At 28.9% G+C, this 25,806-nt stretch carries 16 protein-coding genes and 1 pseudogene; 9 read left to right on the plus strand and 8 right to left on the minus strand.

Going from position 1 to position 25,806, the window contains the following annotated elements:
- Positions 1-30: 30 nt before the first annotated feature.
- The gene (locus BFL38_RS12285) at positions 31-2,286 is read right to left on the minus strand and encodes a lytic transglycosylase domain-containing protein (RefSeq protein WP_069727305.1); all 2,256 of its coding nucleotides are present in this window, start codon (positions 2,284-2,286) and stop codon (positions 31-33) included.
- A 180-nt stretch (positions 2,287-2,466) separates the two neighbouring features.
- Here BFL38_RS12285 and BFL38_RS12290 point away from each other — a divergent pair, with 180 nt between their 5' ends.
- Complete coding sequence (locus BFL38_RS12290; protein ID WP_069727306.1) at positions 2,467-3,837, plus strand: aldehyde dehydrogenase family protein; 1,371 nt, start codon at positions 2,467-2,469, stop codon at positions 3,835-3,837.
- A gap of 326 nt (positions 3,838-4,163) precedes the next feature.
- Here the strand turns inward: BFL38_RS12290 and BFL38_RS12295 are convergent, their stop codons facing one another.
- The 5 genes and pseudogenes from BFL38_RS12295 to deoD form a co-directional block, all read right to left on the minus strand.
- Entirely contained in the window at positions 4,164-5,270 is a 1,107-nt protein-coding gene (locus tag BFL38_RS12295) for a SpoIID/LytB domain-containing protein (protein ID WP_176720586.1), read from the minus strand.
- Between the two features lie 178 nt (positions 5,271-5,448).
- The gene (locus tag BFL38_RS12300; RefSeq protein WP_069727308.1) at positions 5,449-6,450 is read right to left on the minus strand and encodes an NADP-dependent oxidoreductase; all 1,002 of its coding nucleotides are present in this window, start codon (positions 6,448-6,450) and stop codon (positions 5,449-5,451) included.
- A 137-nt stretch (positions 6,451-6,587) separates the two neighbouring features.
- Entirely contained in the window at positions 6,588-7,631 is a 1,044-nt protein-coding gene (gene aroF / locus BFL38_RS12305) for a 3-deoxy-7-phosphoheptulonate synthase (protein WP_069727309.1), read from the minus strand.
- A gap of 129 nt (positions 7,632-7,760) precedes the next feature.
- A pseudogene (locus tag BFL38_RS15790) lies at positions 7,761-7,897 on the minus strand (3-deoxy-7-phosphoheptulonate synthase); the annotation flags it as partial.
- A gap of 300 nt (positions 7,898-8,197) precedes the next feature.
- Positions 8,198-8,896, minus strand: coding sequence for a purine-nucleoside phosphorylase (gene deoD / locus BFL38_RS12310; RefSeq protein WP_069727310.1), 699 nt, complete (start codon positions 8,894-8,896; stop codon positions 8,198-8,200).
- 233 nt (positions 8,897-9,129) lie between these two features.
- Between deoD and BFL38_RS12315 the strand changes: the two genes are divergently transcribed.
- Both BFL38_RS12315 and BFL38_RS12320 read left to right on the plus strand, forming a co-directional pair.
- Positions 9,130-9,702 (plus strand): GNAT family N-acetyltransferase, encoded by a 573-nt coding sequence (locus BFL38_RS12315; protein ID WP_069727311.1) that lies wholly within the window; start codon positions 9,130-9,132, stop codon positions 9,700-9,702.
- 35 nt (positions 9,703-9,737) lie between these two features.
- Positions 9,738-10,100 (plus strand): methionine-R-sulfoxide reductase, encoded by a 363-nt coding sequence (locus BFL38_RS12320; protein WP_008725065.1) that lies wholly within the window; start codon positions 9,738-9,740, stop codon positions 10,098-10,100.
- Positions 10,101-10,421: 321 nt separating this feature from the next.
- Here the strand turns inward: BFL38_RS12320 and BFL38_RS12325 are convergent, their stop codons facing one another.
- Complete coding sequence (locus BFL38_RS12325; protein WP_069727312.1) at positions 10,422-11,825, minus strand: alanine/glycine:cation symporter family protein; 1,404 nt, start codon at positions 11,823-11,825, stop codon at positions 10,422-10,424.
- Between the two features lie 695 nt (positions 11,826-12,520).
- Here BFL38_RS12325 and BFL38_RS12330 point away from each other — a divergent pair.
- The 3 genes from BFL38_RS12330 to clpB all read left to right on the plus strand — a co-directional run bounded on the left by BFL38_RS12330 (position 12,521) and on the right by clpB (position 19,098).
- Positions 12,521-14,296: a hypothetical protein gene (locus BFL38_RS12330; protein WP_083249423.1), complete on the plus strand. Its 1,776-nt coding sequence runs from the start codon at positions 12,521-12,523 to the stop codon at positions 14,294-14,296.
- A gap of 165 nt (positions 14,297-14,461) precedes the next feature.
- Entirely contained in the window at positions 14,462-16,201 is a 1,740-nt protein-coding gene (locus BFL38_RS12335) for a hypothetical protein (protein ID WP_069727313.1), read from the plus strand.
- 317 nt (positions 16,202-16,518) lie between these two features.
- Positions 16,519-19,098 carry an ATP-dependent chaperone ClpB gene (gene clpB / locus BFL38_RS12340; protein WP_069727314.1) on the plus strand — a complete coding sequence of 860 codons (2,580 nt, stop codon included), beginning with the start codon at positions 16,519-16,521 and terminating at the stop codon, positions 19,096-19,098.
- A gap of 88 nt (positions 19,099-19,186) precedes the next feature.
- Here clpB and dnaE read toward each other — a convergent pair whose 3' ends face one another.
- Entirely contained in the window at positions 19,187-22,897 is a 3,711-nt protein-coding gene (gene dnaE, locus BFL38_RS12345) for a DNA polymerase III subunit alpha (protein ID WP_069727315.1), read from the minus strand.
- 284 nt (positions 22,898-23,181) lie between these two features.
- Here dnaE and BFL38_RS12350 point away from each other — a divergent pair, with 284 nt between their 5' ends.
- Genes BFL38_RS12350 through BFL38_RS12360 form a run of 3 tightly spaced genes read left to right on the plus strand, consistent with a single transcriptional unit; the run spans position 23,182 to position 25,779 of the window.
- A complete protein-coding gene (locus BFL38_RS12350) occupies positions 23,182-23,682 on the plus strand; it encodes a chemotaxis protein CheX (protein WP_008725054.1) in 501 nt (166 codons plus the stop codon).
- A 9-nt stretch (positions 23,683-23,691) separates the two neighbouring features.
- On the plus strand, positions 23,692-24,366 hold the full coding sequence (locus tag BFL38_RS12355; protein WP_069727316.1) for a peptidoglycan recognition protein family protein: 675 nt from the start codon (positions 23,692-23,694) through the stop codon (positions 24,364-24,366).
- A gap of 24 nt (positions 24,367-24,390) precedes the next feature.
- Positions 24,391-25,779: a hemolysin family protein gene (locus tag BFL38_RS12360; protein WP_008725050.1), complete on the plus strand. Its 1,389-nt coding sequence runs from the start codon at positions 24,391-24,393 to the stop codon at positions 25,777-25,779.
- Positions 25,780-25,806 lie beyond the last annotated feature (27 nt).

Consider the following 25,806-nt stretch of genomic DNA (forward strand, 5'->3'; position numbering starts at 1 on the left):
TTTTCATTACATTTTTAATATATTTATACTTTAATCTTTATAATATTTACTGTAGTGTTCATAACTATTAATAACTCGTTCCACATAATATTCAGTTTCTTCAATATCAATAAATCTTCCCGTACGATACATGTTATTAGTACCATACTCTGCTTTCCATCTTCTTCCTCGTCCTGAACCTGCATTATAACTTGCGGCTACTATTATATAGTTACTTGCATTTTCACTTTTAAATAACCAGCTTAAATGCCCAATACCTATATTAATATTTTGCTTCGGATCTGTTAGATCTAAAGGATCATATCTGTATCTAGGATTTCTATTTTGCTCTTCAGCTGTTGCAGGCATTAACTGCATAAGCCCTGTAGCTCCAACCCAAGATTTAGCCTTAGGATCAAATGTACTTTCCTCCCGCATTATAGAATATACAAATAATGGATCTATCTTATAATATTTTGCCTCTGGTAAAACATATTCATCAAAATATCTTGGATAAACCATTTTTCTAAATTCATCTGGAAGCAAATCGGTATTATCAGAATAAGGGTAATTAAAATACTTTCCTATATTGACTGATATTTGCATAAGCCTCTTGGTATTGCCTGAATCTTTAAAAATTTTTTCAGCGAAATAAAATAACGGATAAGTTACTTCTTCTGCTTTCTTAAATATTTTATCATATTCTGTATATGCATTATCATAATCACCATAATAATATAATAATATAGACCTGTCAGCTTCATTAGTAGTTTGCAATGATAATTCATTAAATAAATCATAATCGCTTTTATTAGAATATAATTCTTTTACAAATTCATTTTGCATAAGAATATTTTTAGCCATATCTCTAGCTGATTTCATAAAATCATCTTCTTTTCCTGTAGAAATATAATTTAAAAACTGAATCTTATTAAGCATTTCCATAGATTTAGTATAATTTGAATCAGCATAATATTTTTCAACTTCATCAAAATAATAAGTATTACTAATTTCAACATTTTTAATCATCTCATCATTGGCTAAACTCAAAGCACCTTTCAAAAAATAATGATTTTTACTTGTAAGAAGTGTTTTCATTAAATATTCATCTCTTTTCTCATCATCTCCAAACTCTTCAGCAGTCCACATATTCCAAGATAATGGAAAATCGTATCGGAATTTAGTATATCTTTTCTCTAATGCTGAAGCTGCAAAATAAGTTTCTGTTTTATTTTTTAATTTGAATGCTTTTCTTAAATATGATTTTAATGCTAATTCTGTCTGCCAGCTATTTGGAAATTTATTCATAACATTAGTTAAATAAACTTTTGCCTGAACTAAATTATTTTTATTCAAACTTGTATTAACAAAATTATTATATATTCTTGGAACATAATCATCTTTAGGATATTCCTTCAAAAAAGTGTTATACAATTCTATTGATTTGCTATTATTTGTCAATTTAGAATAATTACCTGCAGAATAATAAAGCCCCATTTTTCTATATGTTTTATTATTGGCATTAGATAAATATTCATCATACAATTTAGCTGCTTCTACCCTATTTCCTTCTGCTTCATTTATTCTAGCCATATAATAAGTTGAGTTTCCCTTATTGTAATTATTAGAATATAAATATTGGAAAAGTTTTAATGCAGATTTTCTAAATCCGGCATCATACAGCACTGAAGCCGATTTATATTGTAAATTATTATCGAATAATGATATTTCATCTTCATAATTATTGTTATAATAAATAATAGCTTCAGTGTTTGTTAATTTAGTTATAAGTTCATAAGCTATCATCTTAGCTTTATTGGTATCATCAGTATTTCTTAAAGCTCTAATACCTACAAATTCCTTAATCCATTTTTGTTTCCTACTATTAAAAAAATTACTAATAGGATAATCATCTCTGTAAAACTCAGCTAATGCTTTATACTGCTCTGCATAAGGATATAATGGAGAATTTGTATATTCTTTCATAAGCAATGAATATAAATCTATTGATTCATCATACATATTTGTATTTAAAGCACTTTTGGCTCCGTAATATATAATGTAATCTTTAATAATTGAATCTTCATCTCTGTTTATTATATTTGTAAATTGATTATATGCTTCTAAATATTTTTCTCTATTATATAATTCTAATGCCGTACCATAATTTATTTTATTCTTTGAAGTTATTTTTTTCTTTAATGAAATATCCTGTGCGGTTAGAATAGAAGCAATAATAGCAATAATCAAAGAAAAAGAAATAATCAGTAGTATAAATCTTTTATTAAATAGAATTTTATTTTTCATTGAACCTCATCAAAAATAGTTTTTATATAGTAATTATTATTTTATTATTTTTTTCATTTTTTGCAAACCAATTTTACATTTTGACTTACTATGATGATTATATATTTAATTAAAATTTTTATAAAAAGTAAATAATTTTCTTATTATTTTTTATATATTTAAACAAAAAACGGAGGGAAAATGAATTTAACAGAATTAAGAGATAAACAAAAACAATTTTTCAAAAGTTCAAAAACATTATCATACGACTTTAGAATAGAACAATTAAAAAAATTACAATCAATGCTTATAAAATATGAAAGAAATTTTATAGATGCCCTGTATAAAGATATGCAGAAGTCAGAATTTGAAGCTATAGGAACAGAATTATTTTTTGTGATGGAAGAGATTAAAACATTCATAAAAAATCTAAAAAAATGGATGCATAACAAAAAAGCAAAAAGAAATATGGTAACTATAGATTCAAAAACCACTATAATAAATAAACCATTTGGAGTATCATTAATAATATCGCCTTGGAATTACCCTATACAATTAACTTTTCTTCCGCTTGTGGGGGCAATAGGAGCTGGAAATACAGCTATAATAGCACCTTCTCAATTAACTCCTACTGTTTATGATGTAATATATAATTCTATTAAAGATACATTTGATGAAGAATATATTGCCGTTGTAGATAAAAGTATACCCCCAGAAAATGTAAGTAAAATAGAATATGATAAAATATTTTTTACAGGCTCTCCTAGAGTTGGAAAAATTATTATGTCAAATGCTTCAGAGTTTCTTACACCTGTAACATTAGAACTTGGAGGAAAATCACCTGTTATAATTGATGATATAAAAGGAAATAATTTTAATAAAGCTATAAAAAGAATCATATGGGGTAAGTTTATAAACTCGGGTCAAACTTGCGTATCTCCAGATTATATACTCATAAGAGAAGATTTAAAAGAAAGATTTTTAAAAGCATTTAATGATGAAATAAAATTATTCAATGATGAAAAAAAGCTTCATAGAATAATAAATGAAAATCACTATAAAAGATTAAAATCATATTTAAATGACGGAAAAATTATTTACGGCGGAGAATATGATGATAATAATTTATCTATTTCTATAACATTAGTAGAACCTAAAGATTTAGAAACTAATATTATAAAAGATGAAATATTCGGAAGCATTTTCCCAATACTTTATTATAAAACAAAAGAAGAGGCCAGAGATATAATAGAAAAAGTATGTCCTAATCCTCTTGCTATGTATATCTTTTCTGAAGATATTGACTTTAATTATTACTTTATAGAAAAAATAACTTATGGAGGCTGCTCTGTTAATGACACTATAAGCCATATATTAAATTCTAATGCCCCATTTGGAGGAGTTGGAAATAGCGGAATGGGTAATTATCATGGATATTATAGCTTTAAATGCTTCTCAAAAGAAACAACCGTTTTAACTAAAGGATATGGTTTTGAAGTAAAAACTAAATATCCTCCTTATTCTACAAAGATTAAAGAAGTTAATTTATTATATAATTTGGTAAAGAAATAATAAACTTGTTTCAAAACTACTTGACAAGATTATATATAAAATTTTGATAATTTATAAATTATCAAATCAATGTCTTATATGTTGTATAACTTATTGTTTTAGTATATAAATATGCAGCCCTTTTGCTTCTTTGGGTCACCAAAAGAAGTGGGGTCTGGGGCAAAGCCCCAGTTATAAAAATAAAAATACTAAAAATTGAAATAGTATAAATATTTCTTAATTTAGTTTTGAAACAAGTCTAATTTTATTTTTATAACTTATAAAAATAAAAAAGGCTTGCATTAAAATTAATTAATACAAGCCTTTAATTTTATCTAGTTATAAATTTATTTTCCCCAAACATCAGGTTCAAACTCTTTATTAACTCTATTATAATCAACAATATCAATACCGTTATAATAAAACTTCAAAATTTCTTTGTAGTCTTTTTTAACCTGAGCCATACCGTAAGCACCCCATTGGCACATACCTACACCATGTCCGCTTCCTTTACCAGTGATTATTATACCATTATCTACTTTTTTAATAGTAAAATTAAGTGATGGTACCAATTTAGGAGAAAGTGTAGTTCTGAAATCTCTTGAAGTAATATCACTGTCATCTATTTTTATATTAGTAGCTTTTCCAGATTTAGGATCAGTGCTAATACCAATAGAAGATTTTTCACTTGCATGTACAGAATAATTAGCTAAATCATTATTAAGTTCATTATAGCTTAAAGCATTAGTCCAAGGTTTAATCTGAGCATTGCAGTAAGGACAAGAAACACCTTCCAAATAAGGTACAGCAACACCGAATACATTTTCAGCACTGTCAGTATGTCCGCCGCATAAAGCACTAAAGTATGTAGCTATAACTTTACCTTTATAAACAGCAATCTCATATCTTGTTCTGTCAACAGCCTGTTCAACAGACCAACTAATTTTTTCTTTGCCGTTATAAACCTGATATTTTGTAGTATTATCAACATCAAAAGGAAGTTTATTAGCATTTTTTAATATATGATACATCGCATAAGTACGGGCTGCAACTGCCTGAGCTTTTAATGCTTCCATAGGCCAATCTGGAGACATCTCATGAGGTAAAACACCTTTAACATAGTCTTCAATATTAAGCTCATTAACCACTATCATAGTATCATTATATGGAATAAACATTAAAGAACCATAATATTCTTTTCCATTTAAAGTAAATCCGTCTTGTGTTTCAAAGACTATACCCTCTTTATAAACCCCTACTTCATTAACTTTTAAACCTAATCTGTTTTCTACAACCATTACAGTTTCATTAGTTAGAGCTGATATTATTTCGCTTTCATATTTGTAATTGTACGCTTTATAAGGACCTTTGATATTAATAGTATATGGAGCTTTTACATCTGTTAATTGTACTCTGATAATATTTTGATTTGCAAATGCATATATACTATTCATTGCCAATAATACTAGCAATAAAAAGAAATACTTTTTGACTCCCATAATTTTAACGCCTCCTTGCTGTAAATAAAATTATTCGCTAAAATTATCGGCTATTTGAAAACTTGCTTTACAATATAATTTTATGTAGTTTTATCAATTATAAAGTAAGCAAGTTTTTTAATTTTAAAAACAATCACATAGATATGATTATCTTACCTTCTATACCGCCTTTAGACATAGTTTGAATAGCTTCTTTTGTATCTTCAATATTAAATACTTTAGAAAATATTTTAGGCTTTATATTTTTCTCTTCTACTATTTTTGTAATTTCTTTAAGCTCTCTACCATCAGCTCTTACAAACATAAATCTATACTCTTTTCCTTCTTTCATAGCTTTTTTATCGTATTTAGAACCTGCCAAAGAAAATAAAGTTCTTTTTAAGAAAGGAAATTGATTAACTTCAGCAAATTTTTTATTAGGGCTTGTTCTCAAACTCAAAATACGCCCTCCTTTCTTTAATACTGATAACTCTTTATCAAACTCTTTCGCCCCAAGTGTATCTATAACATAATCAGCTTCTGAAACTAACTCCCAATAATTTTCTTTACGGTAATCAATATATTTATCAGCACCCAAACTTATAAAATGCTCTTTTGACCTCTCATTACCAGAAACAATAACATTAAGCCCGAAATATTTAAAAATAGGAACTGCCATCTCTCCGAAACTTCCAGAGCCTCCTGTTATTAAAACAGTTTCACCTGTTTTAGCCTCTAATTCTTCTTTAAGTGCCTGATAAGCTGTGAGTGCTGTAAGAGGTATTGCTGCCGCTTCAATAAAACTGCAATTATTGGGCATAGAGGATAAAAACTTACTATCTACTGCAGCATAATCAGCAAAAGCACCTATTTTTGATATGGGCATACGTGTATAAACTTTATCGCCTACATTAAAATCTTTTACATTCTTACCTATTTTTTCAACCACACCAGAAAACTCATTTCCCAATGTAAGAGGCATTTTATAATCCTGTATAAGTCTTACACTGCCTGTTAATATTAATATTTCAAGCGGGTTTACTGCAGCTGCCTTTACATTAACCAATACTTCATCATCAGAGATTTCTGGCATTGGTATATCTCTAATCTTTATATCAATATCTTTTGAATATCTATCAATCTGTGCTGCTCTCATAATATCTCCTAAATTTTAATTTGAAAGATTTTATAATATTTTTTATAAAAATCAATGTAGAATATTATGCAAATAAAAAGATGAACAGAATAAAATCCATTCATCTTTTAAAAAATATAATAATAATTTATAAGTAATTATTTAGTATAAATTTTGCCGTTATGTTTTTCTTTTATTTTTTGAACAGTATCAGATATCATATTAACAGATTCCATAATATCAGCAAATACATCAGGTTTTATAGACTGTGCACCATCGCATAAAGCATGCTCTGGATCATTATGCACTTCTATTATCATACCGTCAGCACCTGCAGAAATAGCAGCCAATGTTAGAGGAAGTGCCATCCATGATTTTCCGCTTGCATGCGAAGGATCTCCTATAACAGGCAAATGACTTAAACGCTTTATAGCAGGTATTGCACTTACATCAAATGTATTTCTAGTATAAGTTTCAAATGTTCTTATACCTCTTTCGCATAACACAACATTTTCATTACCTTGATTGAGTATATATTCAGCACTCATAAGCCATTCTTCTATAGTGCTTGACAAACCTCTTTTTAAAAGTATAGGCTTTTTTAACTTTCCTACTTCTTTTAAAAGTTCAAAGTTCTGCATGTTTCTTGCACCAATCTGAATCATGTCAACAGTATTATCAAAATCTTCTAAATGCCTTATAGATACAATCTCACTTACAATAGGTATTCCAACCTCTTCTTTAGCAAGTTTTAATATTTTAAGTCCGTCCAAAGCTAAACCCTGAAATGCATAAGGGGAAGTTCTAGGTTTGAAAGCCCCGCCTCTAAGTATAGAAGCACCAGAAGCCTTTACACTTTTAGCTATATTAATAACCTGCTGTTCGCTTTCAACAGAACAAGGTCCTGCAATAATTACAGGCTTACCCTCTCCTATTTTTACACCGCTTACATCAACTATAGTGTCTTCTTTTTTGAACGCTCTATTTGCTCTTTTAAATGGTTCCTGCACTTTCAATACTTTAGATACTCCGGGCAAAGATGAAATTAAATCTCTATCTATTTTGGAGGTATCACCAACCATTCCTATTACTGTATAGTCTACTCCTACACTTTTATTAATCCCAAGACCTGCCTCTTTAAGTCTTTCTATAATGTTATTAATATGTTCTTCTTTAGCATTTGGTTTCATTACTACTATCATAATAAAGTCTCCTTAAATAAAATAATTAATTAAAAATTGATAAGCTAAAATATATAAAAATTGCGAGTGTCTGGTATTCGTAAGAATACCAGAGCCTTAAAACGAGCAATTTTTATTAGCAGCAATAAAAGTATCACCAACCATACTTATTACTGTATAGTCTACTCCTACACTTTTATCAATACCAATACCTGCCTCTTTAAGTCTTTCTATAATGTTATATTAATATGTTCTTCCTTGGCATTTGGTTTCATTACCACTATCATAATAAAGTCTCCTTAAATAAAATAATTAATTAAAAATTGATAAACTTAAATATAAAAATTAAGTATTAATAAAAAGTTTAAATATATATAAATTTGTTTTGGTTAGAAAAATAGATACTCTGGCGTCTCAAACGCCATAGCAGAAGAAGTAATAAGCGTAAATGCTTTTGAAATTAAGTGAAAATAAATTACCTTTCATTGTAACAGATTATATACAAAAAATATAAAAAGTCAAGCATTTATAAATTTTAGAACTTATAATAAGCATCTGCAAAAATACAGATGCTTATTAATTTAATATTATGCCAAAGATAAGGCAACTTCCATCATATTAGTAAAAGTTTTCTCTCTCTGTTCAGCAGTTGTAGCCTCACCTGTAACAAGAGAATCCGAAATAGTAACCATACAAAGAGCATTCACTCCAGCATAAGCAGCATTCATATATAAAGCAGCAGCCTCCATCTCAACAGCCAATACTCCCATTTTAGCCCATTTTGGCGTTGCATTATTGGCTCCGTAAAATACATCAGATGATACTATATTGCCCACATGATAGTTAATTTTCATTTCATCGGCTTTATTAACAGCTTTTCTAAGTAATTCATAACTAGCTATAGGAGCAAAAGTTCCTGGAAGTTCATACTGAGAAGCATAATTAGAATCAGTGCATGCCCCCATTCCTATAACCAAATCACCTATATGAAGTTTATCAGATAAAGCCCCAGCGGTACCAATACGAATCAAGTTCTTACAGCCGTAAAAATGAATAAGCTCATAAGAATATATACTGCAGGAAGGCATTCCCATACCTGTACCTTGAACAGAAACTTTTTTTCCTTTATAAGTACCTGTAAAACCAAACATATTTCTTATAGAATTATACTGAACAGCATTTTCTAAGAAATTTTCAGCTATAAATTTTGCTCTTAAAGGATCTCCTGGTAAAAGTATAGTTTCAGCAATATCGCCTTTATTGGCAGCTATATGAGGTGTGGCCATAGTATTTTACTCCTTTGTTTTTATATTTATTTGTCTTATTATAAATATTAATCTTTTTTATATCAAGCAAATAAATTAAATAATATTACAAGTGTAATTTTACTTATTTTTTCAATTATTTTTGCATCAGCTTTTTATTAATTTCAAAATTGACTTATAATTCGTTTTATAATATTATTTTTATACAATGAAAATAATAAAAAATACATGTATAGGAGCTATTGAATTAATATATGAAAATAAGGTTAGCAAATATTGAAGATGCTTCTCAAATTCTTTCAATATATTCTCAGTATATTGATACAAATATAACATTTGAATATACACTGCCAACTTTAGAAGAGTTTAAAAATCGTATAGAAAATATTATAGAAAAATATCCTTATTTAGTATGCGAAGACAACAGTAATAAAATAATCGGATATTGTTATGCCAATAAATTTCTTGAAAGAAGAGCATATAATTGGAGCTGTGAACTATCTATATATTTAGATAAAAATAATATCAGCAGAGGAATAGGCAAAAAATTATGTTCTATAATTATTGAAATTCTTAAATATCAGGGAATAAAAAATATTTATTCAAAGGTTACAGTACCAAATATAAAAAGTGATAAACTACATTATTCATTAGGTTTTAATCTGATAGGAAATTATAACAATATAGGATATAAAAATGGCAAATGGCATAGTGTGAGCATATTTGAAAAAGAACTTATTTTTGATTATGATAATCCAAAAGATATAATACCAATAAAAGAAATAAATGAAGAAAAAATAATTTCATTTATAGAAAATTATAAATAAATAATAATACATGTAATATATAAGGAGATAGTACAATGGAGAAAAGAGAATTAAATGAAGAAGAAAGAAATGTAATAATTTTTAAAGGTACAGAATACCCTTTCACAGGTGAGTACAATGACTTTTTTGAGGAAGGTATTTATTGCTGCAAACAATGCGGTGCAGAATTGTACCGCTCTGAAGATAAATTCAAATCTCATTGCGGCTGGCCTAGCTTCGATGATGAAATAGAAGGAGCTGTTAGAAGAACATTAGATGCAGACGGATACAGAATAGAAATAACATGCAATAATTGCGGAGGACATTTAGGTCATGTATTTACAGGAGAACATCTTACAGAAAAAAATACAAGACATTGTGTGAATTCTATTTCACTGATATTTAAACCTAAAAAATAATTATTAATTTTAAATAAAAAGGACTTATATATTTTTATATAAGCCCTTTTATTTTTATTATTATTGCTAATAAAAATTGTTCGCCAAAAATGTATAGCAAATAAATTTGCTATACGCTCCAATTTTTATATTTAGCTTCTTATTATTGCTAATAAAAATTGTTCGCTAAAAATCTATAGCAAATGACTTTGCTATACGCTCCAATTTTTATATTTAGCTTCTTATTATTGCTAATAAAAATTGTTCGCTAAAAATCTATAGCAAATGACTTTGCTATACGCTCACAATTTTTATATTTAGCTTTATAGTATCTTAAAATTATTATTTTTTCTTCATAATATTATTGTAATCTTTAAATAATGAAGAAACAACACCACCTAAAGCCAAAAGCCCTAAAAGGTTAGGTATAACCATAAGTCCATTAAAAGTATCTGCTAATGACCATACCAAATCAACTTTTAATGCAGAACCCAATAATACAAAACCAACAACTAATACTGCATAAACCTTTTTAGCCTTTACTCCAAATAAATATTTTATATTCTGCTCTCCAAAGAAATACCAGCCTATTATAGTAGTAAATGCAAAGAAAAATAAACATACAGCAACAAATATAACACCGAAATAACCGAATCCCAATCTGAATGCTTCCTGAGGCAAACCTACCCCTTTTAAAATCTCTGGTATATCGGCTGCAGATGTTAAAGGATATATTTGAGTTTGTAATATATTTGAAGTAAGTATAACCAAAGCAGTTAAAGTTACAACGATAAAAGTATCGAAGAATACACCTATCATAGCAACTACACCTTGTTCGCATGGATGTTTAACTTTAGCTAAAGCATGGGCATGAGGCGTAGAACCCATACCAGCCTCATTAGAGAATAATCCTCTAGCTACACCAAAACGCATAGCCTGCTGAACACCTATTCCTAATCCTCCTCCTATAACTGCCTGAGGATTAAAAGCAGCCGTAAATATTAATGCTATAGAGCTAGGAAGATTTTTTATATTCATCATAATTATTATTAAAGAACCTATTATATAAAATAAAGCCATTATAGGTACTATCTTTTCTGCAAATGATGCTATTCTTCTAAGTCCGCCTATAAATATAAACGCTGCTATTAATGCACAAAATATACCTACATATATAGGCTTAATTTGAGGAAAAGCATTAACAAAAGCCCCGCTTATGGAGTTAGACTGCACCATATTTCCCATAAATCCCAAAGCTAGTATTATAAATATAGCAAACAAAATAGATAAAAACTTACCAAAAACTCCTTTATAAGCAGCCTGTATATAATATGCAGGACCTCCTATAATATGACCGTCATCAGTTGTAGTTTTATATTGCTGACCTAAAGAAGCCTCTACAAATATAGTAGCCATTCCTAAAAAGGCAGATACCCACATCCAAAATATAGCACCGGGTCCTCCTGATATTAAAGCTGTAGCGGCACCAGCCAAATTACCTGTACCAACCTGAGCTGCAATTGCTGTAGCAAGAGACTGAAAAGAACTCATTCCCTCTTTATCAGCAGCTTTTCCGGCTAAAGAAAGACTTCCGAATGTTCTATCCCAGCCGTCTTTAAATTTTACAATCTGCACGAATTTAAATCTTATAGTGAAATAAATTCCGCTTCCGCATAACAAAATTATCAATAAATAATCCCATAAAAAACTATTAACCTTTGCTACTATAGATGACACCGTATCCATAATAAACTCCTAAAATTTTATTAATTAATAATACCAATATATATTATTTAATTTTATTACTACAAAAAACATTATCTTTAATAGTAATTAGTAAATTATTATATCATAAATAGTATTTTTTTGATATAGTAAAATTCATATTATAGTTATTAAAAAATAATTTTGATAATTATTTATATTAATTCTTCAATACATTCTTTATTTTATAATAAGGTTTTCATATTAAGTACATATAAAGTTTACAAATCATGTTCTTAATTCTGACTATTTTATTAAGAAAAAACATGTCAAGAGTTTATTAAATTTAGAAATTTGTTTTAACTCCCGCCCTTTAAGGTTTAAAACTTTATTCTGAAATAAGCATTTTATTGAGGCTCATTACTTTACCAATAAAAGCACACCCGCCCAAGCGTTTATTAAATTTATGACTTTAACATCACGCGGTAAATTTATTTAAATTTATAGTAAAAATTGTAATTATTGACCGTATTTATTTTTATAGCAAGTTTAACGCGTGTAGAAAATACTAATTGAAAAAAAAATATTTATAATGTAATATGGATATATGTTTGATTTATTATTAAATAATTTGCTTAAGGTTTCAAGTTCGTTATATGAGTATCAAGCATCAAAAAAAATTGCCTAAAATTTTTTAGTAATAATAATTTTATATATATCAGTAATAGGATTGTATTATGAAAAAGAATTTTATTAATAAGAAAATGTATTTTTTACTTCTTTTATTGATTTTAGTAGTAGTGATGATAATGTCATGTAAGAAGGTCAATTTATTAAGCCCCGCATATATACCTCCCCCAACAGCATTTCCAAATATAGAAGATGAGAAACCTGAAATACCAGACTACCCAAACCCAACTCCTGTTCCAACGCCTCCTGAAGAAACAGAAGAAAAGACAATAGAAATAAAACCCGAAGTAGTGGCAAACGGTACAGTATTCGGCGGATATGGAAGAAGGTTTAAGTTTAAAAATGACTGGTATGTTTTAGCTACTAATGAATACCAATATGACTACAACACAAAAACACTTAACCCCACAGGCAAAGGTGCTGTATTAAGAATAGAAAAAGACGGAAAAACAATAACCAAAATACACAGCCTTTCATCAGGCAGCGATTTAGAACAAACAGAGTATTGGACTAATCTAAATTCAAAAAAATTAATAATAGAAGCGAATAGTGTATCAATACTATCAAAATCTGAACAAAAATCATACGGCGGTAGTCACTATGTACCAAAACTTGCTCAACTAAATTTTGATGGTTTAGTACCTACTAAATATCATTTTGATGTCTATTCAAATTTTACTATAGCTTTTACCAGAAGAGAATCAGACAGTCTTATAAATTGGGCATACTCAGCAAATATAGAAAAGAAAACTTATAATATTCCGCAGCCTAATGAAGATAATCCTACTGTACAGGGAAGATATGGTTTAACACAGTTTGTTTTTACGTCACTATTTTATCTTAATGGCAGATTATTCATTTTTGCTGAAGAAACCACTGTGGATATAAATCCTGGAGCGTACAGAGATCCTTCAGCCCCTAAATTTAGTACTGGAATTAGATATTATAGTGTTGATGTAAATAAAGATACTTCAGATAATAATAATTGGGTAAAACATGAACTTCCTCTGCGCGAAGGAAGAGAAGACGTTACATTTCTTCGGTATGATAAAAACAAATTATATTTACAGGAAAATGCCTATAGTAATTATTATGAGTATAATAAAAATGATAAACGTTGGGAATTTGGTGGCGGAAAGGCTGCAGATGCCGCAAAAATATGGTCAACAGAAGACGGTATAAATTGGAAAGAAGAAAATGAAGTGCCAGATACAATAATCAATATATATAACTCAATATATTATACAATTCCTACATTATCATACGGATATCCTGACGGTACGCCTTTTGAGCCTTCTTATACTGAGTTAAACGGCAAATATTACAGAACCTTTAACAGCACTTATCCTATGCCGCCAATAAAAGAAATTATGGAGACAGTAAACAGATTTGAAACTAACTTTACCGTTACAGAAGAGCATATTAAAAAGTCTGGTTATTATCAATTACAAGTCTCTTCAATTCCTCCAGACAAAGCACAGGAATCCGACTGGGTCAATATTATGCCTAATAATCAATTAACTTCCGCTATAGGCTGGGAAAGCGGCGGTGCTGATTTATTTACTTTCAATAACAAAATAGTTCGTTTAGTGGATTATGACAGGGAATTTAAATTAAACACTCAATATGAAACTGCTTTGAATCTAGCAGAGAAATATTACAGCTTACTTTTAAACTCTGCTATATCAGACTTCAAAAATTATAATTATTATTTCTTATATTACAAAGCTATGGCTGATATGTTAAAAATAATTAAAGACAAGGGCAGCGATTATTTCCGTCCTGATGAGGCAGTTACGCATTATACTTTTGAGATTAATTGATATTATAAAAATAAGGCTTCTCTCTTCTATATAAAACTATAAAAGAGAAAAGTCTCAATTTTTTATAGTAATATTTTTTTATTGAAATATATTATTTATATTGTACAATATTAATATAAATATTTAACTATCTGTTGTTATATATTTATATTAAGGATTTTTATTTTGAAAAAAACATTTTACATTATATTATTATCAGTTTTATTTTTTACTCTATCATGCAAAAAAGTTAATTTGTTAAGTCCGTCAATAATACCTCCTCCAACTGAATTTCCAAATAACGGACAAATACCTCAATATCCAATACCAAGCCCAGCATTGCCGATACCTCCTGATAAAATAGAAGAAAAATACATAGTAGTAACCCCTGAAATAGTACAAAACGGAACAGTATTCGGAGGCTACAGCAGGAGATTTAAATTCAATAATGAATGGCATATACTTGCTACTAATGAATACCAATATGATCCGAATACTAAAAGACTAAGCCGTACAGGTAAAGGAGCCGTATTAAAAATAGATAATAATGGAAAAACTATAACAAAAGTATACGGACTTTCATTAGGTGATGATTTAGAAAAAAAAGAGTATTGGACTAATCTTAATTCAAAAAAAGTAATAATGGAGCCGAATAGAGTAACAATTCCTACAGCAGGTACTTATGGAATGACAATTGCATATCAAGAAAAGAAATATGAATATAAAAATGTAAAATTCTATAATGATAGGTTTAGGTATATACCAGAAATTTATCTTAATGTAAAGGGGAAAGCCACTTCAGATTTAATAAATTGGGCTGACTCTCCTGATTTTCATAAAAAGGTATATAAATTACCAGAATTAAATTTTGATAATCCTAATTTTCAAGGAAGAATAGGTACAGCCAATAGTGATTTGGTACTCTTATATTTTGAAGGTAAATTTTTATTATTTATACACCCTACAATATATGATTATTATAAAGATGGTTTTATTCCTCCGTCTAATGAAGATCTTTATTTAGATTCTAAGTATTATTATACATTAGATTTAGGAAAAGATTCATCAGACCCAAAAAATTGGATAACCAATGAAGCACCTTGGGGAAAAAGATATCTTGTTACCTATTTTCGTTATGACGGTTACAAAATGTATGCATCAGGAGGAAATACATCTAAATATGTATATGATTCTTCTGACGGATATTGGTATCTTACAATAGAAAACTCTTATGCTCCAGACGCTTGGGATGGAATATGGGGAACAAAAGACGGTATCAATTGGGAAAGGGAAATGAGTTCGGCACCTTTTAAAAATGCCCAAGATATTGCATATTTCTTTAAAGAAAACCCTTTGATTACATATAAAGCATCAGATGACGGTACTCCTTTTGAACCTGAATATACAGAACTTAACGGTATATATTATAGAACTTTTAATACTACATATCCAATCCCCCCTGTAAAAGAAATTATGCAGACAGCTGAAAGATTTGAAACTAATTTCACTATAACAGAAGAGCATGTTAAAAACTCTGGTATTTATCAAATTCAAATGTCTTATGTTCACCCTGATAATGCCAAAGAATCAGATTGGATTACAATAGTACCTAACAATCAAATAACTTCATCTACAGCTTGGGAAAGCGGTGGTGCGGCTTTATTTACTTTTAATGGAAAATTAGTTCGCTTAGTAGACTATGATAGAGAGTTTAAATTGAACACTCAATATGAAGAAGCATTGAATTTATCTAAACAATATTATAGTTTACTTGAAACTCGCCCAATATCAGAGTATAAAAATAATTGTTATTACTTTCTATATTATAAAGCAATGGCTGATATGATTAAAATAATTAAAGATAAAAGCAATGATTATTTTCGTCCGGAAGAAGCCTTCACACATTATACTTTTGAAATTAATTAAAAGTCAATTAGTATAAAATAATTAGTTTTAATGCTATATCAATACAGAATATATATTTATAGTATTATTTTTATACATAAATTATATTTTGATATATAAAAATAATACAATCATAATATATAGCTGTATAAGATGTTATTTTTAATATGATATAATTGTACAAAAATAAAACATTTCAAACTATTTATTTGGTATATTTTTTGCATATACAATAGTGTTCGGTAATTAAATGCTGAAACAAAATTATTTAATCAAAACTTAAATAATTAATTTATAAAGGAGTGAGGCGGTATAAAAAGCCGTCTATTAATTAGAATATGGATTATAATAAATATACAATAAAAGCTCAAGAAGCTATAAATGAAGCTGCAAATATAGCGAATGGTGAAGATCATAATGAAATAAAAAGCGAACACTTACTTCTAGCATTATTAAAACAAGAGGACGGACTTATTCAGCCTTTAGTAGAAAGAATAGGTGTTCCTATAAATACATTAATAGATAAAACTCAAAAACTAGTTGATGAAAATGTAAAAGTAACAGGAGAAAATGTTCAGCTGCATTTATCATCTAATGCTGGTAAAATTTTAGCAAAAGCAGAAAAAGAAGCTAATGCTTTAAAAGATCAGTATGTATCTACAGAGCATATATTCTTAGCACTCGTTGAAGCTGACAATAAAGCAGGAGATATGCTAAGAAAAAGCGGAATATCTAAAAAAGAAGTTTTGAGTGCATTAAAAGCATTAAGAAACGGTCAAAGAGTTAATAGCCAAGACCCAGAAGCAAAAATGCAGGCACTAGATAAATACTGCCGTGATTTAACAGAATTAGCTAAAAATGAAAAGATAGACCCTGTTATAGGAAGAGATGAAGAGATAAGAAGAGTTATGCAGGTATTATCAAGAAGAACAAAAAATAATCCTGTACTTATAGGTGAGCCGGGTGTTGGTAAGACGGCTATTGTAGAAGGACTTGCTAGGAGAATAGTTTCTCAAGATGTACCTGAAGGACTTAAAGATAAAAGATTATTAGCTTTGGATTTGGGAGCATTAGTAGCTGGTGCTAAATTCAGAGGAGAGTTTGAAGAGAGATTAAAAGCTGTTATCACTGAAATAGAAAAATCAGAAGGCAACATAATATTATTTATAGATGAGCTTCATACTTTAGTAGGAGCAGGTGCCACTGAAGGAGCAATGGACGCTTCTAATTTATTAAAACCTGCATTAGCAAGAGGCGAATTAAGAGCAATAGGTGCTACTACTTTAGATGAATACAGAAAATATATAGAAAAAGATAAAGCACTTGAAAGAAGATTCCAGCAGGTTTATTGTAAAGAACCTAGCGTTGAAGATACTATCTCAATACTTAGAGGATTAAAAGATAAATACGAAGTTCATCATGGTGTAAGAATAAAAGATGATGCTTTAGTTGCTGCTGCCGTATTGTCAAACAGATACATAACTAACAGATTCTTACCAGATAAAGCTATTGATTTGGTAGATGAAGCTGCCAGCCAATTAAAAATAGAAATAGACAGTCAGCCTACTGAACTTGATAAATTGGAAAGAAAAATATTACAGCTTAATATAGAAAAACAGGCTCTTTCAAAAGAAAATGATCCTGCTTCTAAAGAAAGATTAGAAAAACTTGAAAAAGAATTATCCGAACTTTCTGAAGAGCGTAATGCTATGAAACTTCAATGGGACAATGAAAAAGGAAGAATTGAAGAGACTAGAAAATTAAAAGAAGAACTTGAAGAGTTAAACATAAAAGAAACTCAGTACACAAGAGAAGGAAATCTAGCAAAAGCTGCCGAAATAAAATACGGTAAAATTCCAGAACTTCAGAAAAAACTTGATGAGGCTTCTAAAGCAATGGAAGATGCTAAAAACTCAGATAAAAAAAGACTATTAAGAGAAGAGATTTCTGAAGATGATATAGCAAGAGTTATCTCCGTATGGACAGGAATACCGGTAAGTAAAATGCTTGCTAGTGAAAAACAAAAATACTTGCAGCTTGAAGAAGTATTACATAAAAGAGTTGTAGGACAAGATGAGGCTATAACTTCCGTTGCTGATGCTATTAGAAGAAACAGGGCTGGACTTTCTGATGAAAATAAACCGCTTGGAAGTTTCTTATTCATAGGACCTACAGGAGTTGGTAAAACAGAACTTGCCAAAACTCTTGCTGACTTCTTATTCAGTGATGAACATGCTTTGACAAGAATAGATATGAGCGAGTATATGGAAAAATTTTCTGTTACTAGACTTATAGGAGCTCCTCCGGGATATGTTGGTTATGATGAAGGCGGACAATTAACAGAGGCTGTAAGAAGAAGACCTTATTCTGTTATACTCTTTGATGAGATAGAAAAAGCTCATCCAGATGTATTTAATGTACTTCTTCAGGTATTAGATGACGGAAGACTTACAGACGGACAGGGAAGAATAGTAGATTTTAAAAATACTATTATAATAATGACTAGTAATTTGGGATCTGATTTGATTCTTGAAGCTGATAATACTAATGACATAAAAGAAAAAATTCAGGAACTATTAAAAATGTCATTTAGACCAGAGTTCTTAAACAGAATAGATGAGATAATAACATTTACTAGACTTGACAAAAAATACATTGCTGAGATAGTAAGAAATCAAATAAATAGAGTTGCTAACAGACTTAAAGACAGAAGAATAACTTTAGATGTAAGCGATGAAGCTATAGATTATATTGCTGATATTGGTTATGATCCTCAATTTGGAGCAAGACCATTAAAAAGAGCTATACAAAACTACATAGAAAATCCTCTAGCTAAAGAAATGCTGGCTGGTAAATATTTAGAAGGAGATACTATAAAAGTAAAAAAATCTGGAGATACTTTAGTTTTTGAAAAATAATATTTAATAAACTCAATAATTAATTCCATAAAAATAAAAGGCTTACTGTTAATTTCAGTAAGCCTTATTTTTTAATAATTAAATTATTTTAAGCATATTCTATTTCTATTAATGATCTCAATGCACTTTTTGCTTCATTTAAAAATCTAGGATTAGGATCAACTTTGTAATTCTCACCTATTTTAAATACTTCCATACCGCTTTCAGATTTCAATTTTAGGAATATAGTATAGTCTCCCGGATTTGAAGATATAGCATTTTGCAAACATAATAAATCCATATCATCAAATATATTTTTATTCATATATAATGCTAATTGCTTCTTACCACTGTTATTATGTTTTACTCCAATACTGTTATTAGGTCTGCTTGTAAATGCTTCATTAGAAACAACATTATCAGATCTTTTAATATCATTCTCTTTATTAGAAGTATTTTTAAATGGAGCATCTTTTTTATTTACAGAAACCATCTTATTTTCAGATTTCATTTCGGAAGATTCTTCCCTTTTTATATTATCTCTTTTTACTTCTTTAAGTTTAAGATTTTTATCTTTTAAGAAAGAATCCAGCAATTTTATATCAACTATATTATTATATATTTTTTCTGAGAATCTATTTTTATCTCTTCGTCCTTTTATTAATATTCCTGTTTGTTCTTCTAGTATATCTCTAAATTTTTCTATCTGAGCATTGGCTGTAATATAAAATACATATTCAGTAAATATATCCATAATCTTTAATGTAATCATAGGAGTGTTTTTCTTTGTAGTTGTTTCAATAGCTGACATAACAACACAAGGAAGTAAAAACTCATCTTTATCTTTAAGATTATCAATATCCAAAGTATTATGGAAATATTTATAATCAATTTGAGAAACATATCTTGCAAAAGGATGATATCTTAATGAAAACCCCAAAACTTCTCTTTCATTTTCCATTAAAATATTAGAAGCATATTCTACTTGTTTTTCTATAACTAAAGAAGCACTTCCGCTGTCATCTTCGGACATAGAATCAAAAAGCATAGTCTGACCTGATAAAGTTTCTTTCTGATAATTAGAAGCATGAGCGAGTATCGCATCAAGAGAACCAAGCAATGCACTTTCAGTATGTCCGAATCCTGAAAAAGCACCGCATTTTATAAGAGTTTCATAAACTTTTCTATTGACCAAATGAACATCAACTCTTTTTACAAAATCTTCTAAGTTTTTGAATTGTCCGTTTTTTTCTCTTTCCTCTTGAATAGCTAAAGCAGCATGAAGCCCTACACCTTTAACCGCATGTAAAGCATAAACTATTTTACCATCTTTCTGAGAAAATAAAGCATCGCTTTCAAAAATGCTGGCTGTAACTATTTCTATGTTTTTCTGTTTAATTTCATTAAGATATAAAGCTATTTTATCAGTATCAGCTATAACAGTATTTAGTAAAGCTACATAATATTCCATAGGATAATGTGCTTTAATATATGCTTCCTGATATGCAATTAAAGCATAGCAAACAGAGTGTGATTTATTGAAACCGTATTCAGCAAAACCTTTCATAGTATCAAACAAATAAGTTAATAACTCTTTATCATAACCTCTTTCAAGTCCGCCCTTAATAAATTTCTCTTCCATAGAGTTCATTTTCTCTACGATCTTTTTACCCATAGCCTTTCTTAAATCATCAGCTTCAGCAGCAGTAAATCCGCCTATAACTCGGCTTATAGCCATGATCTGCTCTTGATATATTAATACTCCCTGACTCTCTTTAAGTATAGGCTCTAAATCTGGGTGCTTGTATACTATTTCTTTTCTTTTATTTTTTCTGTCAGCATAATCTTTATCCATTCCGGAGTTTAAAGGTCCAGGACGAAATAATGCTACACTTGATACTAAGTCATCAAATCCTGTAGGTCTGATATTTATAAGCATCTGACGCATACCAGCACTTTCAAATTGGAAAATACCGCCTGTATCAGCTTTTCTAAATATTTCATAAACAGCTTCATCATCTAAAGGAAGATTATCTATATCTATTTCAACTCCATATCTTTCTTTTATATCTTTTACAGCATCCTTTATGAGTCTCAAGTTTTTAATGCCCAAAAAGTCCATTTTTATAAGACCGGCACTTTCAACATAAGTCATTTCATATTGGCAGGCTCTAGTACCTGTTTTAGAATCCTGATAAACCGGTGCTAAATCCATTATAGGATGCGATGATATAATAACTCCAGCTGCATGTAAGCCTACATTTCTAACTAATCCGTCAAGTCTTGTAGATATTTCATACATATTTTTTAATTCTCTGCTGCTTTCTATTTCTTTAACCAAAGCAGCACAATCAGGATGATCATATATATCTACAACCCTTTTAATATCATCAGGTATACTTTTGGCAAGTCTGTCGGCAGTAGCTAAATCTATATTCATAACACGGCAAACATCTCTTATAACGGATCGTCCTCCCAAAGCTCCGAAAGTAGCTATTTGAGATACATTATCCTTACCATATTTATTTGTTACATAATCTATTACAACTTCTCTCTTATCATCTTGAAAGTCAACATCTATATCTGGCATGCTCTTTCTTTCAGGGTTTAAAAATCTTTCAAACAGCAAATTATAATCAAGAGGATTAACTTTAGTAATTCCTGTAGCAAATGCAACTATTGAACCAGCCGCACTTCCCCTACCCGGACCTACAGCAACATCATGATTTCTTGCATAGTTAATAAAGTCCTGAACTACAAGAAAATATCCTTCAAAACCCATCTTAGCTATGACACCCAATTCCATATCAAGTCTATCCATAGCTTCTTTTGGAATATTATTATTATAATGTTTATTAAGACCTTCTATACACATTTTTCTTAATGCTGTAGTTTCTGTCTCACCATTAGGAAGTTCATAATTAGGCATATAATAAGTTTTAGTCATTATATTTAAATCTTTGCATTGCTCTGCTATTTTTACAGTGTTTTCAAATGCTTTAGGAAGTTTAGCAAATGACTTCATCATCTCTTCTTCTGTTTTTAGATGAAATTCATTGCTTGGAAATTTATATCTTCTTGGCGAATCTAAAGTAGCTTTAGTCTGTATCGCTAAAAGTATCTCATGAGCTTTAGCATCTTCTTTTGATACATAATGAACATCATTTGTAACTACCAATTCTATATTATGATGTTTGGCTAATTGGTATAATGCACTATTTAAAGATTTTTCTTCAGGCATATTATGATCCTGAAGTTCTATATAAAAATCATTTCCAAAAATAGATTTATAATATTCAGCTAATTTTGAAGCCTGCTTATAATCTTTTTTTCTTATGGCAATAGGAATTTCTCCTCCCATGCATGCTGATAAACAAATTAAGCCCTTATTATATTTTTCTATTAATTCATGGTCTACTCTCGGTCTATAATAAAAACCTTCAGTATATCCGAATGTTACTAATTTACATAGATTATTATAACCTTCTTTATCTTTAGCAAGAAGAATAAGATGCATAGCACTTTTTTCTTCAGAGTTTTCCAGCTTTTTATCAAATCTTGTTTTAGGAGCAACATATACTTCACAGCCTATAATAGGAATAATACCTTTATCCTTAGCCTCAGAGAAAAATTCCATAGCACCGAACATATTTCCATGATCAGTCATAGCTATTCCCGGCATACCTAATTCTTTAGCCCTATCTATTAATCCCGGTATAAGTCTTTTAGTTTTATCCTTTTTAGAATATAATGACTTAATACGAGCAGCCCCATCAAGTATTGAATATTGTGTATGTACATGCAAATGAACAAATGACATATTAAACCCCTATTTGATGCTATTATTTTATATCATTTAAGTTAAATATCAAGTTAAATTTAACAAAATATATAAATAGTTTTTATTTGTCTACTATAAATATTTACGGTATTTAATTTATAAAATTAATATACACTATATAAAAAACATATAATTTTTTATTTTTTAAATTTGACAATTTCTCTTTTAATACTATAATTTTAATTAGATTTATTTTTTAATTGAAATAATAATCAATTATGTTATAATTAAAATATAAAAATAAAATTTAAAAGGAAATATACATGGCTACAACACCTATAAAATTTATGGACGTTAGATTCATTAATCCATTTATTGTATCTTTAGTATCAATATTTAAAGAGATGGCTGGTCTTACTATGGAAAAAGGTACTTTAGTTAAAGGACAAGGCCGTAAGCTCTTCTCCGGATACGGTGTTGCTATAGGAATTGTCGGCGATGTTAATGGACAGGTGCTTTATGAATTTCCTGAAAATTTCTCTCAGCTTCTTACTGAAAATCTTACAGATAAAAAACGCGGTGAATATGATTCTGAAGATGAATTTGAAGATATGATGAGAAGCGTTATCAATGAAATGGGAAATACTATAAGCGGTCTTGCAATTACTAAATTAGCTGAAGAAGGTATTAGCTGCGATATCACTCCCCCTATACTTTACTTTGGAAAAGAAATACAAATTATACCTAAAAATTTGCAAACTATAATTATTCCTTTCCAATCTTCTCTTGGATTTGTGAGTGTTAATATTGCTATGGATGCATAATAATATTAAATGATAAAAAACATCATATATATAGTTATAATATCTTTATTATTATCATCATGCAGTAATACTGTAAGTAATAATATAGTACATACTAATGATATAGTAGTAAAACCGTATATAAATGATAAATATAAAATCACTCCGAATGCTCTCAGATTAAAATTGTTATCTGAATATACAGAAACTCATTATGGAAGTAAACTAATATATTTAGATAATCCTCAAATAATAGTAGTACATTCTACAGAAACTCCGAATCTAAGTATAGCCGTAAATATATTTAAAAATGATACTTTAATAGGGAGACCCGATATAGAAGCAGGAGGCGAAGTAAATGTAGGAACTCATTTCTTAGTTGATTTTGACGGTACTATATACGAAAATACTCCCATTGAATATATAGCAAGGCATACTGTAGGATTTAATTATACTTCTATAAGCATAGAAAATATAGGTTATGCTGATAAATTAACAAAAGAACAATTAGAGGCTAATGTAAAATTGATAAAATACATAAAAAACAAATATAAAAGTATAAAATATATAATAGCACATTATGAATATAAAGATAAAACTTTGCCTCATTATTCTCTATATAAAGAATTAAATACAAAATACATAAATCCGGGAAAAAGGGATCCGGGTACTAATTTTATGAAAGAATTAAGAAAGAGAATTTAAATAAAAATATAAGGTTTATTATTTATGGAAATACTATTAGTTTATTTATTTGAAATATTTATCATTATTATTTTGATTATGCTCTCTGCTCTATTTTCAGGCAGCGAAACTGCATATACTTCTATTGATGATGTTACTTTGATGCGTTTAGTAAGAGAGAAAAAAATAAAGGAAGAGGATAAAAAGTATTGGGAAAAATCAAGTTCTATGATACCTACCCTATTAGTTGGCAACAACATAGTAAATATTTCAGCAAGTTCAATCATAACCGTATTTGCTGTGAGACTAGCAGACATTCTGCCTAATATATCTACTAATTTAATGGTTACAATATCTACTGCTACAATAACAATACTAATCATAATATTCGGGGAAATACTGCCTAAAGTTATTATGAGAGTTAATGCTGAAAAAATGATGCCTTATCTTCTATACTTTATGAAGTTCTGTCATTTTATATTCAAGCCTATAACTTTTTTAATGGATAAAATAACTACTTTTATAATGAATTATTTTGTACCTAAAAGATTAAGAGACGCTGAAAAAAGAAGTGCATTATCAAGCATGGACGATATAACAACTATAATACATTTGGGACATAAAGAAGGAATAATTAAAGAATATACTCATGAAATGCTTACAGGTGTAATAGATTTCAGAAATAAAACTGTAGAAGAAATAATGACTCCGCGGGTTGATATGGTATGCATTGAAGCTGAAACTGATGTAAATGAGATAATAAAACTTACTGTAGAAACAGGTCTTTCAAGATTTCCTGTTTATGAGGAGACTGTTGACCATATAATAGGAATTTTTCATACTAGAGCTTTATTTAAAGAATATGTTAAAGGCGGAGGAAAATTAAATAAAATAAAAAAGAAAGCTATTGATTATATAATGCTTCCATACTTTGTACCTGAAACTAAGACTATAAGCAGCTTATTTAATGATATGCAGAAGAAAAAACTTCAGATGGTAATTACTATTGATGAATACGGCGGAACTGCCGGACTTGTTACTATGGAAGACATAATAGAAGAAATAATGGGAGATATAGAAGATGAAAGCGATAAAAAAGAAGCTGATGTAATAAGATTTAAAGGTAAAAGAATTATAATAAATGGAAATGCTCCTATAGAAGATGTTAATAAAACTTTAAAACTGCAATTAGAGCATGAAGAATATCAAACTATAGCAGGATATGTAATTGATATGCTGGATCATATTCCTGAAATCAATGAGCGTTTCATACTTAAAGGATACAGGGTAAGAATAATGAAAGTTGAAGACAGAAGAATAGTTGAAATGGAATTCACCCCTCTAAAATATACAAGAACAAATGAAAATGAGAATACTGATACACAAGAAACATCTGATTTAGAAAAAAATGATTTAGAAATTTTAAATGAATAAGATAATTATAAAAATAATTACTAACTA

The sequence above is a fragment of the Brachyspira hampsonii genome, from assembly GCF_001746205.1.
In the GTDB taxonomy this organism is placed as follows: domain Bacteria; phylum Spirochaetota; class Brachyspiria; order Brachyspirales; family Brachyspiraceae; genus Brachyspira; species Brachyspira hampsonii_B.